Source organism: Sphingomonas sp. CV7422 (genome assembly GCF_027945725.1).
Classification (GTDB): Bacteria; Pseudomonadota; Alphaproteobacteria; order Sphingomonadales; family Sphingomonadaceae; genus Sphingomonas; species Sphingomonas kyungheensis.
The window spans coordinates 3115882-3130532 of sequence record NZ_CP115900.1; the positions used below are offsets into that span (position 1 = coordinate 3115882).

Below are 14651 nucleotides of genomic sequence, written 5' to 3' on the forward strand. Positions count from 1 at the left end.
CGCCTCAATCGTCGAGGTGGGGGAAGATCTGTCCTTGCAGATTGATCGTCAGCTGCAGCGTCAGCGCATGATCCATCTGCCCCCGCGCGCCGCCGCGCGCCGGCCGGAACTGGTTGAGATAGCCGACATCCGCCGTCATCATCTTGCCGATCGGCACGACCAGCCCGAAGATGTTGCGCATCCGCTCATAGCCGGCGCGCTGCCCCCAGCGCGTGCTGTTCGGGAGGTAAAAGCTTTCGTGGCTGACGAACACCGCCCAGCGACCCGTTCCCAGCCGCTGGTTGTAGCGGACCAGCGGCCGGATCCTCACGCCGACCTGCGATCCGCGCGGATTGAACCGCTCGTCGACCCGGAAGCGGGTGGCGATGGCGCCGAACGTGCCGGCGACCTGCTGGCGGATGCGATCCTCGTCGGCGCTGGTATTGCCGTTATGCGCGCCGACCTTGCGATAGCCGACGCCGAACTCGATCCCCCGCGCCGCCCTGAGGCCGAGCAGCGCGCCGAACTCGGTCTGATACAGCCCGTCCTGCCGGTCGCTGAACCGTGCGATCTGCTCCAGCGTCACCCGCATGTCGTCGGTGAGCGGCACGTTGGTGTTGATCTGCGTCCACAGCTGCGCGTCCTGCTGCTGCGCGGATGCGGGGCTGGCGAGACCGGCGAGGGGTGATGCGACGCATAGGCTGCCGACGAGTCGCGTCGCGACCATAAGGTAGGAAAGTCGGGCCACGAGGCCGGCGATACCGGGGCAAGTGACTGATGTCATGCGATCGTTTCTTGTCTGCAACGACCTGACTTGACGGCATCTCCTATCTGGATGATGGATATAAGGCCATTGGGATGGGGACCGTCATGCGTCTTGCAATCGCCGGGATCGGCATCCTCGCGCTCGCGCTGACGGGATGCAGCAAGGCGCCGGGCGGCGGCGGTGACGGCGGCCCCGATGTCGGCAACGGTGCCGCCACCGCCGGACTGGCCTTTACCTATTCCTACGGACTGACGTTGCCGGCCCGCAGCATCGCGACGGTGCAGGAGGCACATGCCGCCGCCTGCGAGGCGCTGGGGTCGGGGCGCTGCCGGATCACCGGGCTCGGCTATACGGTCGATCGCGCCGGTACGGTGTCGGCGGACCTGTCGGTCCGCGTCGCCGCCCCGATCGCGCGACGCTTTGCGCGGGAGGCGGTGACGGCAGCCGAACAGGCCGGCGCGACGCTCACCGGCGCGCATATCGGTGGCGACGATGTCACGCCCCTGCAAACGGCAGCGACGCGCCAGTCGGACGATGCGACCGTCGAGCTCAGCCGCATCGATCGGCAGCTCGCCCGCCCTGACCTGCCGCCGGCCGAACGCGCTGAGCTACAGAGCCAGCGCGCCGCTGAGACGCAAGCCGCGCGAACCGCCGCCGCGACGCAGACACAAAGCGCCGCGAGCATCGCCACCGCCCCGGTCGCATTCCACTATGAGACGGGACGCGGCAGCGGCTTGCTCAACAGCCTGCGCGACTCCGGCGATACCGCGATCGCATCCGCGACGGCGACCGTCACCGCGATAACATGGCTGGTGGCGATGCTCGGACCGCCTTTGCTTTCCCTCGCCGTCGTCGCGTGGCTGTGGCTTTGGCTCGGCGCGCCGCTGTGGCGCAGGATCGCCGCGACGATGCGGGCGCGCACCGACGAACCCGCATGATCCCTGCCGATTGCGCCTCCGCCCCCAGTCCCTTATAGGCGCGCCATTCCGGCCCCGGCGCGCGAACCCTCGCGCCGCCGGGGCTGCTCTATTTCAGGGGACACGCGCATGGCTCGGCGCCGCCAGATCTACGAAGGCAAGGCCAAGATCCTGTACGAGGGTCCCGAGCCCGGCACGCTGATCCAGTATTTCAAGGACGACGCCACCGCGTTCAACGCCCAGAAAAAGGGCACGATCAACGGCAAGGGCGTGCTCAACAACCGGATCAGCGAGCATATCTTCACGATGCTCGACGCGATCGGGGTGCCGACGCACTTCATCCGCCGGCTCAACATGCGCGAGCAGCTGATCCGCCAGGTCGAGATCGTGCCGATCGAGGTCGTCGTGCGCAACGTCGCCGCCGGCTCGCTGTCGAAGCGGCTCGGGATCGAGGAGGGCGTCAAGCTGCCCCGCACGATCATCGAATATTATTACAAGGACGATGCGCTCGGCGATCCGATGATCACCGACGAGCATATCGCCGCCTTCGGCTGGGCGAGCCAGGAGGAGATGCACGACATCGCCGACCTCGCGATCCGCGTGAACGACTTCCTCAGCGGCCTGTTCGCCGGCGTCGGCATCCGCCTGGTCGACTTCAAGCTCGAATTCGGCCGCATCTGGGATAATGACTTCGGCCGGATCATCCTCGCCGACGAGATCAGCCCCGACGGCTGCCGGCTGTGGGACATCGACACCAACGAGAAGATGGACAAGGACCGCTTCCGCCGCGATCTCGGCGGCGAGGCGGAGGCCTATCAGGAGGTCGCGCGCCGGCTCGGCCTGCTGCCCGAGGGCGAGGACGGCGCGGTGCTCGACCTTGACAGCCATCGCAAGCGGCGTGGCAAGTAACGGCTGGGGAAAGTAAGATGAAACTGCGTATCTTCGTGACGCTCAAGCCCGGCGTGCTCGATCCCCAGGGCCGCGCCATCCATCATGCGCTCGGCAGCCTCGGCTTCGCAGGCGTCGAGGACGTCCGCGCCGGCAAGATGTTCGAGCTCGAGGTCGCCGATGCGACCGACGATGCGGCGATCGACGGCATGTGCCGCCAGCTGCTCGCCAATACGGTGATCGAAAACTATCGCGTGGAGCGCGTCTGAGATGAAAACCGCGGTCGTCGTCTTCCCCGGCTCCAATTGCGACCGCGACCTCGCGGTGGCGCTGGAGACCGTCACCGGCGTCGCGCCGACGATGGTCTGGCACGGCGACAGCGACCTGCCCGACGGTATCGGCCTCGTCGCGGTGCCCGGCGGCTTCTCCTATGGCGATTACCTGCGCTCGGGCGCGATCGCGGCGCGCTCGCCGATCATGCGCGCGATCGTCGAGCAGGCGGGGCGCGGATTGCCGGTGCTCGGCGTGTGCAACGGCTTCCAGGTGCTGACCGAGGCGGGGCTGCTGCCCGGCGCGCTGATGCGCAACGCCGGGCTCGACTTCGTCTGCCGCGACGTCGCGCTCACCGTCGCCAATGCGCAGACCGCCTTCACCAGCCGCTATGACGCGGGCGAGACGATCCGCGTCCCCGTCGCGCATCACGACGGCAATTACTTCGCCGACGCCGAGACGCTCGACCGGCTCGAAGGCGAAGGCCGCGTCGCCTTCCGCTATGGCGAATCGGTCAACGGCTCGGCGCGCGACATCGCCGGCGTGCTCAACGCCGCCGGCAACGTGCTCGGCATGATGCCGCACCCGGAACGCAAGATCGAGGCGGCGCACGGCGGCAGCGACGGCCGCCGCCTGTTCGAAGGCGTGCTCGAGACGATCGGGGCATAAGCGCGCCGCCGGTGGTGCCCCCCCGCCTGTCCCGTGCGCCCCGCCACCCGGGACCGGTTCCGGGGTCCACTTGGCGGCGAGCGCAAAGGCTTACGATACGGCCCGACCGGTAGACGCGATCTCATTGGTTGTGCGCAGAGGCGCGGAGGACGCAGAGAGGTCGCGTGTCGGTCGATCGTGGTCCTGTCATCCTCGGGTCCGTTGAACCGCACGCATGCGTGGCAAGCGGGACCGCCTCTGCGCCTCTGCGCGAATAAATCTCCGCAGTTCAAAGCCTTGGCGCGAGCCATGCCGAACGACGGCGTGGCACCGGGCTATCGACCTCGCGACGCTGTCCTACACGCCCCGCACCCGCTATACCCGCCGCCGGCTCTTTCGCACCCTCGATCCATCATCCCCGAAATCGAAACGATAGGGCCCGATCGTTTCCGTCAAGGTGTCCAAACTGTCCATGTCGGGACCGCCGCGCGATCACACCCCGGTGCGGAACGGCGTGAAGTCCGTCCCCCGGTCATAGATATCGACGCCCTCGGCGCGTTTCAGCGCGCCGACGACGACATAGGTCAGCGGCGTCAGGATCACCTCCCACGCCACCTTGAGCGCCCATTGCGTCAGCATCACCGTCACCACCAGCGCCGGCGTAAACCCGGCGGCGCCGAGGAAGGCGAGCGGGTAGAAGATCAGGCTGTCGACGCCCTCGCCGAGGATCGTCGAGCCGATCGTCCGCATCCACAGATGCCGGCCGCCGCTCCACACCTTCATCCGCGCCATGACGTAGGAATTGACGAACTCGCCCGCCCAGAAGGCGCAGACGCTGGCGAGGACGATGCGCGGCACCTGGCCGAAGATCGTCGCATAGGCCGCCTGATTGCCCCAGCTCGGCGCCGGCGGCAACGCGACGACCACCCAGCTCATGAAGGCCATGAACACCACCGCGGCGGTGCCGGCCCAGATCACCCGGCGCGCCCGCGCATAGCCATAGACTTCGGTGAGCACGTCGCCGATCACATAACTGACCGGGAAGAACAGGATGCCCGCGCCGAACGGCCATGGGCCGATGCCGGGCAGCACGATCTGCGCGACCTTGCCCGCGCCGATCACGTTGGACAGCAACAGGATGGCGACGAACGCCGCCATGACGAAATCATAGTAGCGGAACGCCTGCCCGCGCATCGCCGCCGCCTCGACCGCCGCTCCCGTCCGCTCGCTCATCGCGCCGTTATATGGCGGTTCCCGTATCGCGCAAAGCGCGCTAATCGGACGCCGGCGCGCGCCCGTAGCTCAGATGGATAGAGCACGAGCCTTCTAAGCTTGTGGCCGCTGGTTCGAATCCAGCCGGGCGCGCCAAGGCTCCGGCGTAGCGCGATAACCGGCGCGCCGGTCCGGCCGGCAGCCGCCTCCCCGCCCCGTCATCCCCATGTTACATAGCGCGTGTAGCGCAGCGTCATGCCGCCGACTCAGGACCGCCGCAGCTTCATCCGCGCAATGCTGGCGAGCGCCGGTGCCGCCGCCGCATCGACGTCGGCGATCGCGCGGGCGCTCGAACTGCCCGGCCAGCATCGCTTCGGCAGCATCGGCGATGTCGAGCATGTCGTCGTCCTCACCCAGGAGAACCGCGCCTTCGACCATTATTTCGGGACGATGCGCGGCGTGCGCGGCTTCGGTGACCGCTTCGTCGTGCCCGCGCCGCCGCTGGCCGCCGCGCCGAAGCGCACCGTGCTGCTCCAGCCGAACGAACAGGATGGCGCCGCGCCGGCGCTGATCGCCCCCTTCCGCCTCGATACGACGACCGATTTCCGCCTCTACCGGCCGCTCGGCACGCCGCACGGCTTCACCGACAGCCAGGCGGCATGGGACAATGGCCGGATGGGGGCGTGGACGCAGGCCAAGCACAACCACGCCATGGCGCATTTTACCCGCGCCGACCTGCCCTTCCAATATGCGCTCGCCGAGGCGTTCACGCTGTGCGATGCCTATCATTGCGCGATGCACCTGTGCACCAACCCCAACCGGCTGTTCGTCTGGACCGGGACGCACGATCCCGAGGGGCGCGGCCATGGGCCGGTGATCGACAACGAATATGACACGCTCGCCGCCGATCCCTACGGCCATGGCGGCTATCGCTGGACGACCTATCCCGAACGGCTGCTCGCCGCCGGGATCGGCTTCCAGATCTATCAGGACATGGCGGACAATTTCTCCGACAACCCGCTGGTCGGCTTCCGCCGCTATCGCGATGCCGCAGGCGGCACCGGCACGAGCCCGGCCGATGCGCTGCTGGCGCGGCGGACGGTGACGACGCGCTCGCTCGACGATCTGCGCGGCGATGTGCTCGCCAGGCGGCTGCCGCAGGTATCATGGGTGATCGCACCGGCGGCGCTGTCCGAACATCCCGGCGCGTCGACGCCGTTGCAGGGCGGCGACTATGTCGCACAGGTGCTGGCGGCGCTCACCGCCGATGCCGATGTCTGGGCGCGCACCGTGCTGCTGATCAACTTCGACGAGAATGACGGCCTGTTCGATCATATGCCGCCGCCCGCGCCGCCCGCGCGGATCGACGGCCGGGCGATCGGCGGCAGCGACATCGCCGCCGACGACGAATATCACCGCCTGCCGCAGGCCCCGGCCGACGCCGCCTATCGGAATCGCCCCTATGGCCTCGGCATGCGCGTGCCGCTCTACGTCGTCTCGCCGTGGAGCAAGGGCGGCTTCGTCGCCTCCGAAGTGTTCGACCATACCAGCATCCTTCGCTTCCTCGAGGCGCGGTTCGGCGTGCGTGAGCCCAATATCAGCGCGTGGCGGCGCGCGGTGTGCGGCGATCTGACCAGCTGTTTCGACTTCACCGCGCCCGACGTGACGCGCTTCATGGCGACGCTGCCCGCCACCGCCGCCGCCGCGGCCCGCGCCGCGCAGTTGAAGGAGGTGCCGCCGCCGCTGCCCGACACGCCCGAGGTGCCGGTGCAGGAGCCCGGCGTCCGCCCGCGCCGCACCACGCCCTATCGGCTCGATGCGGAGGTGACGGCGCAGACGCTGCGGCTGATCAACCGCTCGGCGGCGCGGGCGGTGGTCTTCCACGTCTATGACGCGGCGGACGCCGCGCGGCTACCGGCCCGCTACACCGTCGCCGCGGGCAGCAGCGCCGCGCATCCGCTGCCGCCGGACGGCGCGGCGCTCGATCTGTTCGTGATCGGACCGGATGGCTTCCACCGCCGCCTCGCCGGGCGCGCCGGCATCTTCTCGGTCGCGATCACCGGCGAGACGCTGACGCTCGCCAACCACAGCGACAGCGTACAGACGATCGACATGCAGGATGCGGCCTATGGCGCGCCGCCGCGCGCGATCACCCTGCCGGCGCGGGGCGCGCAGCGGCTGACGCTCGATCTGACCGCCAGCCACGGCTGGTATGATCGCCGCTTCGCCGCAGACGGGCAGGTCTGGCGGATCGCCGGCCAGAGCGGCGCGGGCGGCTATTCCGACCCTGCGCTCGGCGGTGCCGGCGCGCTGCGGGTTGCGGCCGCCTAGCCGCCGAGCGGCAGGGCTAGAAGAACAGATCGAGCAGCGGCAGCAGCCCTGCGCCGAGCGCGACGGTGTCGCCTTCCACCCGGCTCGCCACGACCTGCGGCAGCGGGAAGTGGACGTCGTGCCGCAGCGGCGTCTGCGGCGGCACGATCCGGGCGGCGAGTTCGGCGGCGATATCATGGGGGATACGGCCACCGATCACGACCTTCTCCGGCGAGACGACATGGCCGAGGATGGTGACCAGCATGCCGAACGGCACCACCGCGGCGGCGAGCCAATCCTCCACCCCGGGCGTGTCGCGGGTGATCGCGCCGACCATCGCCTCGACGGTCGCGAACCGCCCGCCCGCGGCATTGACCGCGGCGAGCAGCGCGTCGAGATTGGGATAGCCGCGATCGAGCAGCCACCATACGCCGCCGAAATCGCCGGCATTCGCCATCCAGCTGCGCACCGGCTTGCCGTCGATCACCAGTCCGCCGCCGAAGCCGTTGGTGAGGTGACAGTAAGCGAAGGTCGGGCAGGTCCGCCCGGCACCGAGCAGGCTTTCGTGCACCGTCGCCGCGGTCGCATCATTGTCGCAGAGCACCGGCAGGCCGAGCGCCTCGCGCAGGATCGCGACCGGATCGACCGTGGCCCAGGGGGCTAGCAGCGGCGGCGGACAGATGCGCAGCGGGTCGCCGACGAAATAGCCGCACATGCCGACGCCCGCGCCGATCAGCCGGCGGGGATCGATGCCGCTTTCGGCGATCAGTCGCTGCTGGAGCCGGCGCAGTTCCGGCACGACGCGCTCGGGCGCCATGTCGGGCATCGCGACACTGGCATAAGCACGGTTCGCGCCGGTGAAATCGACGATCGCCATCGCCACCGCATCGCCGACCACCGCGACGCCGAGCGTATAGGCATAATCCGGCGCGAGCGCGACCATCGCGCTGGGATTGCCCGGCCCCGACGCCTTGCGGCTCGCCAGCGTCACCATGCCGGCTCGCGCGAACTCGCCGACCAGCCGCGCGCCGCTCGATTGCGACAGCGCGAGCAGCCGGACGATATCCGATTGCGCCACCGCCTGCCGCCGGAACAGCAGATCGAAGACCGCACGACCGCCGGAGCTGATCGGTCGGATCCAGTCGGGACGCGGCAGCTGGCCGAGGGGCGCGACGCTCATCCTGATAGCGCTAGCGGCGCTGTCATCAAACGGCAACCCGCAACGAATACTACCCGAGTCGGGCATAATCACCGCTGGCGGTGGTCTGGGGGGACATCATATGCACATTCATCAGGCCGCCTGGCGGCTGTTGCTATCCACGTCGCTGCTTGCCGCGGCCTCCGCCGCACAGGCGCAGCAGGCGACGCCGCCGGACGAGACGGCGGAACCGGCGGACATCATCGTCACCGGCATCCGCCGCGCCAACGCCGCCGCGATCGAGCGCAAGCGCGATGCCGACAATATCGTCGACGTGATCAGCGCCACCGACGTGCGCGCGCTGCCCGATGCGACGATCGTCGAGGCGCTGCGCCGCATCCCCGGCCTGTCGGTGCTGCCGGCGACCGACAACGAGCATCCGCGCGACGAGGCGGCGACGCCGGTGCTGCGCGGGCTCGGGCCGAGCTACAACAGCGTGACGATCGACGGGCTGACGATCGCCTCGCCGGGCACGCCCAACGGCACCTTGGGGTCGATCACCCGCGGCGTGCGGCTCGACATCCTGCCGTCGTCGATGGTCAGCGAGATCCAGGTGGTGAAGACCTTCACCGCCGATCTCGATCCCAACGCCACCGGCGGCGCGATCAACCTCATCACCCGCTCGGCATTCGAGAATGGCGGCAAGCCGTTCATCACCGCCGAAGGTTCGCTCGGCCATGCGAGCGACAACGGCAAGCCCCGCGACCAGCGCGATCCCGGCTATCGCCTGATCGCGACCGCGAGCACCACCTTCGGCCCGGCGAAGCAGTTCGGCCTGACGCTGTCCGCCAATTACCAGACGCTGGCGAGCTTCACCGAAACGCACATGACCACCGACACCGTCCATTACGGCTTCTACAGTGATGCCGGCGCGCTGCTCGCCGGCAATGCGCTCGGCAATGGCTATGCGGTGCCGCAGCAGGACAAATATTGGTACGTCATGAACCAGCGCGACCGGTTCGGCGTCACCGGCAAGCTGGAGGCGCATGTCGCCGCCGACGTCGATGCCTTCGTCACCGGCGGCTATTACGTCTTCCGCGACAATATGGAGCGCAACGAGATCATCATCGATCCGCGCAACCGCAATCGCGTCTTCAACCAGACCGCGACCTCGGGCAGCTATCCGGGCGGTGACGTCGAGGTCGGCTATGCCAATCAGATCACCACCGCGCGCACCCGGCTCGTGCAGGCGGGGGTCAGCTGGCGGCCGGCGGCACATCAGCTGCTCAGCTGGCGCGCGTCGCTCTCGAACGCGACCTATCGCGAGCCCATCTTCATGGTCAAATATGCCACCAATCTCTCCCGTCAGGTGGCGGTGGCGACGACCACCACGGGCAACGGCCCGACGGTCAACGCGACCAAGGACTATGCCTTCACCTACGATACGTCGGGCTTCGACCAGCGTTTCCCGATTGCCGAAGCCGCCTATACCAATCTCGCGAACTACAGCCTGCTCTACTGGCGGCCGGCGAGCGACTATGTCCGGGCGGCGGGCAACCGGATCGTGACGACGCGGCTCGATTACAAGGTCAATCAGGGCCGCGGCGATCGCGGCCTGGGGGCCGCCGTCGGGCTGGCCTATACTGACGACCGCCCGCGGTTCGACATCGGCCGCACCGAATATCAGCCCAACGCCACCGCGCCGGCGCTCAAGATGGCGGATGTGCTCGGCCCCTCGAATGCGGTGATGCCGTATCTCGGCTACACGCTGTTCGCGATCGATCCGGTGCGCGCCCGTGCGCAGGTCGAGGCGGCGCCACGCACCGCCTATAACGCCACCGACCAGCTCGCCTTCAGCAATCAGGACGATTTCACCCACCGCGAAACGCTGTTCGGCGCCTATGGCCTGGCGAGCTATCGCGGCGAACAGCTCAACCTGCAGGTCGGGCTGCGCTACGACGACACGACGCAGACCACGGTCGGCCGCCAGCGGGCCTATGACAAGGCACGCGCGGCCTATGTCTATGCCGACCGGACGACGGGCTCGTCCTATCGCTACCTGCTGCCGTCGACGGTGCTGACCTTCCATGCGACGCCGCTGCTCGATCTGCGCGCCGGCGCCAGCCGTACGCTCGGCCGCCCGCCCTATGACGCTTATGCCGCGCGCACCTCGATCAGCTTCGCCAGTCCCAATGACGTTGGCCAAGCCAATGCGGTCGACGTGAAGGTCACGATCGGCGCGCCGGACATTCGCCCGCGCGTGTCCAACAATCTCGACCTCGCCGCCGACGTGCGGCTCACGCCCTTCGGCGGGATGGCGTCGCTCGCCGCGTTCGACAAGCGGATCAGCAACGAGATCTTCACGCTGACCAGCATCGCGCCCTTCACCTTCGACGGCACGACCTATGCCAACGCCAGCATCAGCACGCCGGCCAACGCCGCCGCCGCGCATATCCGCGGCCTGGAGGGGTCGCTGATCCTCAACACGTTGCGGCCGGTCGCTGGCTTCCTCAGCGGCTTCGGCCTGTCGGCCAATGCGGCGCTGCTCAACGGGCGGATGACCGTGCCCTATTCGGTGACGACCAAGACCGGTTCGGGGACGACCACGACGGTCGTCTCGCGCTCGCTCGATCGCCTCGTCGGTGAGCCCGACCGGGCGCTCAACATCACCGGCTTCTACAATGCCGGCGGCTTCGAATTGCGCGCCGCGTGGAACCGACAGGGCAAGGCGTTGCGCACGATCATCAGCAACATCAGCTGGCAGGACCTGTATTGGGCGCCGCGCAGCCAGGTCGATCTGTCGGCGACGTACAGGATGGCCTCGGGCGTCAGCCTGATCGGACAGATCGGCAACGTCACCCACCACCGCATCACCAGCCTGACCGGCCCCGGCCGGACATTGCTCAAGGACAGCTATTCGGTGCCGACCACCTTCTGGCTCGGCCTCCGCGTCACCCCCCGCTTCTGAGAGGATCGTCATGACCAGCAGGACCTTCATCGCCGCGCTCGCGCTCGCGGCGACGCCCGCCGCCGCCGCGGCTCCGCCCGGCGGGGTCGCGGCGATCGCGGCGCGGCTGATGAACCCGGACGGCGGCATCGTCGTCGTCGCGCACCGCGGCTGCCACAATCCGGCGCCACGCCACGGCCAGCCTGAGCCGGTGCCCGAGAATTCGCGCGCCGCGCTCGAACGCTGCGTCGCGATCGGCGCGGACGTGATGGAGACCGACGTGCGGCGCTCCGCCGACGGCGTGCTGGTGATGATTCACGACGCCACCGTCGACCGCACCACCGACGGCAGCGGCGCGGTCGACCGACTGACCTGGGCGCAGCTCGCGGCGCTGCGGCTGCGCGACGACGAGGGCGGGCCGCATGCGGCGCCGACCGACGAACGAATGCTGACGCTCGACCAGATGCTCGCGCTCGCCAAGGGGCGGATCATCCTCAACCTCGACATCAAGGCGAACATCTATGTCGAGGTCGCCGCCGCGGTGCGCCGCGCCGGTATGACGCGGCAGATCATCATCAAAAGCGAGGTCGGACCGGATACGCCGGCGATGGCGGCGCTGCCGCCGTTCGACGCGCTGCCCTATATGCCGATCCCGCTCAATGCGCAGGGCAAGGCGGATATCGCCGCGATCGTGACGCGACAGGTGACCGGCGCCCATCCGATCGGCGTCGAGCTGCCGCGGATGGCGGCCGAGCAATTGCCCGCCGTCGCCGCCATCGCGCGCGCGCATCGCGTGCGGCTGTGGATCAACACCTTGTGGGAGGGATTCCTCGCCGGTTACGGCGGCGACATCCAGGCGCTGCGCGATCCCGACCGGGTCTGGGGCCGTCTGTACCGCGACGGCGTCACCATCCTGCAGACCGACGAGCCCGAGGCCCTGCTCCGCTATCGCGACTCCCTGTCGCGTTAGCGGCGCTGCGGGGCGCGCCACAAGGCACGAACGGCGCGGGCATCGCTGCCCGCGCCGTTCACGGGCGTCCGATCATTCCCATTCGATCGTGCCGGGCGGCTTGCTCGTGTAATCGTAGACGACACGGTTGACGCCGCGGACCTCGTTGACGATCCGCGTCGCGACGCGCGGCAGGAAGTCGCTCGGGAAATCGAAGACCTCGGCGGTCATGCCGTCGGTCGAGGTGACCGCGCGCAACGCCAGCACATGGTCGTAGGTGCGGCCGTCGCCCATCACACCGACGGTGCGCACCGGCAGCAGCACCGCGAACGCCTGCCAGATCGCATCGTAGAGGCCGGCGTTGCGGATCTCCTCGAGATAGATCGCATCCGCCTTGCGCAGGATGTCGCAGCGCTCGCGCGTCACCTCGCCCGGGATGCGGATCGCGAGGCCCGGCCCCGGAAAGGGGTGGCGGCCGACGAAGACCTCGGGCAGCCCCAGTTCACGGCCTAGCGCGCGCACCTCGTCCTTGAACAATTCGCGCAAGGGCTCGACGAGCTTCATGTTCATCCGCTCGGGCAGGCCACCGACATTGTGGTGGCTCTTGATCGTCACCGACGGGCCACCGGTGAAGCTGACGCTCTCGATCACGTCGGGGTAGAGCGTGCCCTGCGCGAGGAAATCCGCCCCGCCGATCTTCTTCGCCTCCGCCTCGAACACGTCGATGAAGGTCTTGCCGATGAACTTGCGCTTCGCCTCGGGATCGGTGACGCCGGCGAGGCCGTCCATGAACAGGTCCTGCGCCTCCACATGGACGAGCGGGATATGGTAATGGCCGCGGAACAGGCTGACGACCTGTTCGGCCTCCCCTGCCCGCAGGATGCCGCCGTCGACGAAGACGCAGGTGAGCTGGTCGCCGATCGCCTCGTGGATCAGCAGAGCGGCGACCGACGAATCGACACCGCCCGACAGGCCGCAGATCACCTTGGCATCACCGACCTGCGCGCGGATCTCGGCGATCTTGGCGGCGCGGAACTCGGCCATCGTCCAGTCGCCGGCGAGGCCGCAGACGCGCCGCGCGAAATTGGCGATCAGCTTGCCGCCGTCCGGGGTATGCACCACCTCCGGGTGGAACTGGACGCCGTAGAAGCGGCGCGCCTCGTCGGCGACGATCGCATAAGGCGCGCCTTCCGAAGTGGCTACGGGCGTGAAGCCGGGCGGGATCGCATCGACCTTGTCGCCGTGGCTCATCCACACCTGATGGCGCTCGCCCGTCGCCCACAGGCCGTCGAACAGCGCGCAGGGCGCCTTCACCTCGACATAGGCCTTGCCGAACTCGCCGCCGTCGCCGGAGACGATGACATTGCCGCCGAGCTGCCGGCTCATCAGCTGCTGACCGTAGCAGATGCCGAGGATCGGCACGCCGGCCTCGAAGAAGCGCTGCGGCGCGCGCGGGCTATGGTCGAGCGTGACCGAGGCGGGTCCGCCCGACAGGATGATGCCGGCGGGCTTGAGCCGGTCGAACGCCTCTTCGGCGGACTGGAACGGCGCGACTTCGCTGTAGACGCCGGCTTCGCGGACGCGGCGGGCGATGAGCTGGGTCACCTGGCTGCCGAAATCGACGATCAGGATGGTGTCGGTATGCTGCATGCGCGCCCGCATAGCAAAGCGGGCGGACTCCGCCAGCCGATTTTGGCACCAGCGGTTATTGCAGGCCGGGCGGCAGCTTGAGGACGAGCGGTACGGTGCCGGCATCGGTTCCGGCCGGATCGCGGGTGCGGTCGCCTTGGCGACGCAGGTCGTTCGCTTCGTCCTCCGCCGCCGGCTTGCCGATCCCCAGCGCCCTCAGCGCGAACAGGCCGCCGATAAGGCCAACACTGCCTGCCCCGACATATGCACCGCGGCGCTCCATTTGCAGACGCTCGGAACTCGGTGTCGAGATCGGCGTGCGCTCCTGCTGGTAGGCGCAGGCCGATGCCGCCAGTGCCGGTACGACGATCCTCCACCGATACAGCATGGACTGCCCCCGCATTCCCTGTGTCTAAATAGTATATAGGTCTATATCTGACACAACGGTTACCGGCACAAAAAAAGGGCGCGCCGTGCGGGCGCGCCCTTCGTGTTCGATCAAAGCGAAACGCCAATCAGGCGGCTTCGTCGAAATCCTCGTCCGACTGGACCGGACCCGAATCCTGGCCCTTGGCCGAGACGTCCCGGTCGACGAACTCGATGATCGCCATCGGCGCGGCGTCCGAGGCGCGGATGCCGGCCTTGATGATGCGGGTATAGCCGCCGTTGCGGTTCGCATAGCGCTCGGCGAGCACGTCGAACAGCTTCACCAGCTGCGCATCATCGAGCAGGCGGGCGTGCGCCAGACGACGGTTCGACAGGCCGCCCTTCTTGGCGAGCGTGACCAGCTTCTCGACGTAGGGACGCAGTTCCTTCGCCTTGGCGACGGTGGTGGTGATCTGCTCATGCTTGATGAGCGCGGCCGACTGGTTGCGGAACAGGGCCAGACGATGGGCCGAGGTACGCTGCAGCTTCCGGCCGCCGACGCGATGACGCATAGATAATTCCTTCGTTCGTTAAGGGGCCGTTTGACGGAATCCCCAGACCAGGCGGTTCGT

At 68.5% G+C, this 14651-nt stretch carries 13 protein-coding genes and 1 tRNA gene; 8 read left to right on the top strand and 6 right to left on the bottom strand.

Annotation, left to right across the window (positions count from 1 at the left end; all coding sequences use genetic code 11):
- Positions 1–4: 4 nt before the first annotated feature.
- Positions 5–727 (bottom strand): DUF2490 domain-containing protein, encoded by a 723-nt coding sequence (locus PBN85_RS14740; protein WP_271299474.1) that lies wholly within the window; start codon positions 725–727, stop codon positions 5–7.
- Between the two features lie 122 nt (positions 728–849).
- On the opposite strand from PBN85_RS14740, the gene PBN85_RS14745 reads away from it, so the two are divergent.
- From PBN85_RS14745 to purQ, 4 genes are all read left to right on the top strand, one after another.
- Complete coding sequence (locus tag PBN85_RS14745; protein ID WP_271299475.1) at positions 850–1683, top strand: hypothetical protein; 834 nt, start codon at positions 850–852, stop codon at positions 1681–1683.
- Positions 1684–1791: 108 nt separating this feature from the next.
- Positions 1792–2571: a phosphoribosylaminoimidazolesuccinocarboxamide synthase gene (gene purC / locus PBN85_RS14750; protein ID WP_037534116.1), complete on the top strand. Its 780-nt coding sequence runs from the start codon at positions 1792–1794 to the stop codon at positions 2569–2571.
- A 17-nt stretch (positions 2572–2588) separates the two neighbouring features.
- Entirely contained in the window at positions 2589–2819 is a 231-nt protein-coding gene (gene purS, locus PBN85_RS14755; RefSeq protein WP_037534118.1) for a phosphoribosylformylglycinamidine synthase subunit PurS, read from the top strand.
- A gap of 1 nt (position 2820) precedes the next feature.
- Entirely contained in the window at positions 2821–3489 is a 669-nt protein-coding gene (purQ, locus tag PBN85_RS14760; protein ID WP_037534119.1) for a phosphoribosylformylglycinamidine synthase subunit PurQ, read from the top strand.
- A 471-nt stretch (positions 3490–3960) separates the two neighbouring features.
- Here purQ and PBN85_RS14765 read toward each other — a convergent pair whose 3' ends face one another.
- Positions 3961–4701 (bottom strand): queuosine precursor transporter, encoded by a 741-nt coding sequence (locus PBN85_RS14765; protein WP_271299476.1) that lies wholly within the window; start codon positions 4699–4701, stop codon positions 3961–3963.
- Between the two features lie 58 nt (positions 4702–4759).
- Here PBN85_RS14765 and PBN85_RS14770 point away from each other — a divergent pair.
- A tRNA-Arg gene (locus tag PBN85_RS14770) sits at positions 4760–4836 on the top strand.
- Positions 4837–4935: 99 nt separating this feature from the next.
- Positions 4936–7011 carry a phosphocholine-specific phospholipase C gene (locus PBN85_RS14775; RefSeq protein WP_271299477.1) on the top strand — a complete coding sequence of 692 codons (2076 nt, stop codon included), beginning with the start codon at positions 4936–4938 and terminating at the stop codon, positions 7009–7011.
- A gap of 16 nt (positions 7012–7027) precedes the next feature.
- Here the strand turns inward: PBN85_RS14775 and PBN85_RS14780 are convergent, their stop codons facing one another.
- The gene (locus tag PBN85_RS14780; protein ID WP_271299478.1) at positions 7028–8170 is read right to left on the bottom strand and encodes an ROK family protein; all 1143 of its coding nucleotides are present in this window, start codon (positions 8168–8170) and stop codon (positions 7028–7030) included.
- Between the two features lie 100 nt (positions 8171–8270).
- Between PBN85_RS14780 and PBN85_RS14785 the strand changes: the two genes are divergently transcribed.
- Positions 8271–11096, top strand: coding sequence for a TonB-dependent receptor (locus PBN85_RS14785; protein WP_271299479.1), 2826 nt, complete (start codon positions 8271–8273; stop codon positions 11094–11096).
- Between the two features lie 10 nt (positions 11097–11106).
- Positions 11107–12045, top strand: coding sequence for a glycerophosphodiester phosphodiesterase family protein (locus PBN85_RS14790; protein ID WP_271299480.1), 939 nt, complete (start codon positions 11107–11109; stop codon positions 12043–12045).
- Between the two features lie 72 nt (positions 12046–12117).
- Here PBN85_RS14790 and guaA read toward each other — a convergent pair whose 3' ends face one another.
- From guaA to rplQ, 3 genes are all read right to left on the bottom strand, one after another.
- On the bottom strand, positions 12118–13674 hold the full coding sequence (guaA, locus tag PBN85_RS14795; protein WP_037534123.1) for a glutamine-hydrolyzing GMP synthase: 1557 nt from the start codon (positions 13672–13674) through the stop codon (positions 12118–12120).
- Positions 13675–13729: 55 nt separating this feature from the next.
- Positions 13730–14041, bottom strand: coding sequence for a hypothetical protein (locus tag PBN85_RS14800; RefSeq protein WP_271299481.1), 312 nt, complete (start codon positions 14039–14041; stop codon positions 13730–13732).
- A 127-nt stretch (positions 14042–14168) separates the two neighbouring features.
- The gene (rplQ, locus tag PBN85_RS14805) at positions 14169–14591 is read right to left on the bottom strand and encodes a 50S ribosomal protein L17 (protein WP_037534125.1); all 423 of its coding nucleotides are present in this window, start codon (positions 14589–14591) and stop codon (positions 14169–14171) included.
- Positions 14592–14651: the final 60 nt, after the last annotated feature.

What these genes read in the sequence shown, in the direction of transcription:
- guaA (WP_037534123.1), bottom strand. Translation starts at nt 13,674, where the DNA reads ATGCAGCATACCGACACCATCCTGATCGTCGATTTCGGCAGCCAGGTG.
- purC (WP_037534116.1), top strand. Translation starts at nt 1,792, where the DNA reads ATGGCTCGGCGCCGCCAGATCTACGAAGGCAAGGCCAAGATCCTGTAC.
- PBN85_RS14775 (WP_271299477.1), top strand. Translation starts at nt 4,936, where the DNA reads ATGCCGCCGACTCAGGACCGCCGCAGCTTCATCCGCGCAATGCTGGCG.
- purS (WP_037534118.1), top strand. Translation starts at nt 2,589, where the DNA reads ATGAAACTGCGTATCTTCGTGACGCTCAAGCCCGGCGTGCTCGATCCC.
- PBN85_RS14745 (WP_271299475.1), top strand. Translation starts at nt 850, where the DNA reads ATGCGTCTTGCAATCGCCGGGATCGGCATCCTCGCGCTCGCGCTGACG.
- PBN85_RS14790 (WP_271299480.1), top strand. Translation starts at nt 11,107, where the DNA reads ATGACCAGCAGGACCTTCATCGCCGCGCTCGCGCTCGCGGCGACGCCC.
- purQ (WP_037534119.1), top strand. Translation starts at nt 2,821, where the DNA reads ATGAAAACCGCGGTCGTCGTCTTCCCCGGCTCCAATTGCGACCGCGAC.
- PBN85_RS14780 (WP_271299478.1), bottom strand. Translation starts at nt 8,170, where the DNA reads ATGAGCGTCGCGCCCCTCGGCCAGCTGCCGCGTCCCGACTGGATCCGA.
- rplQ (WP_037534125.1), bottom strand. Translation starts at nt 14,591, where the DNA reads ATGCGTCATCGCGTCGGCGGCCGGAAGCTGCAGCGTACCTCGGCCCAT.
- PBN85_RS14800 (WP_271299481.1), bottom strand. Translation starts at nt 14,041, where the DNA reads ATGCTGTATCGGTGGAGGATCGTCGTACCGGCACTGGCGGCATCGGCC.
- PBN85_RS14785 (WP_271299479.1), top strand. Translation starts at nt 8,271, where the DNA reads ATGCACATTCATCAGGCCGCCTGGCGGCTGTTGCTATCCACGTCGCTG.
- PBN85_RS14765 (WP_271299476.1), bottom strand. Translation starts at nt 4,701, where the DNA reads ATGAGCGAGCGGACGGGAGCGGCGGTCGAGGCGGCGGCGATGCGCGGG.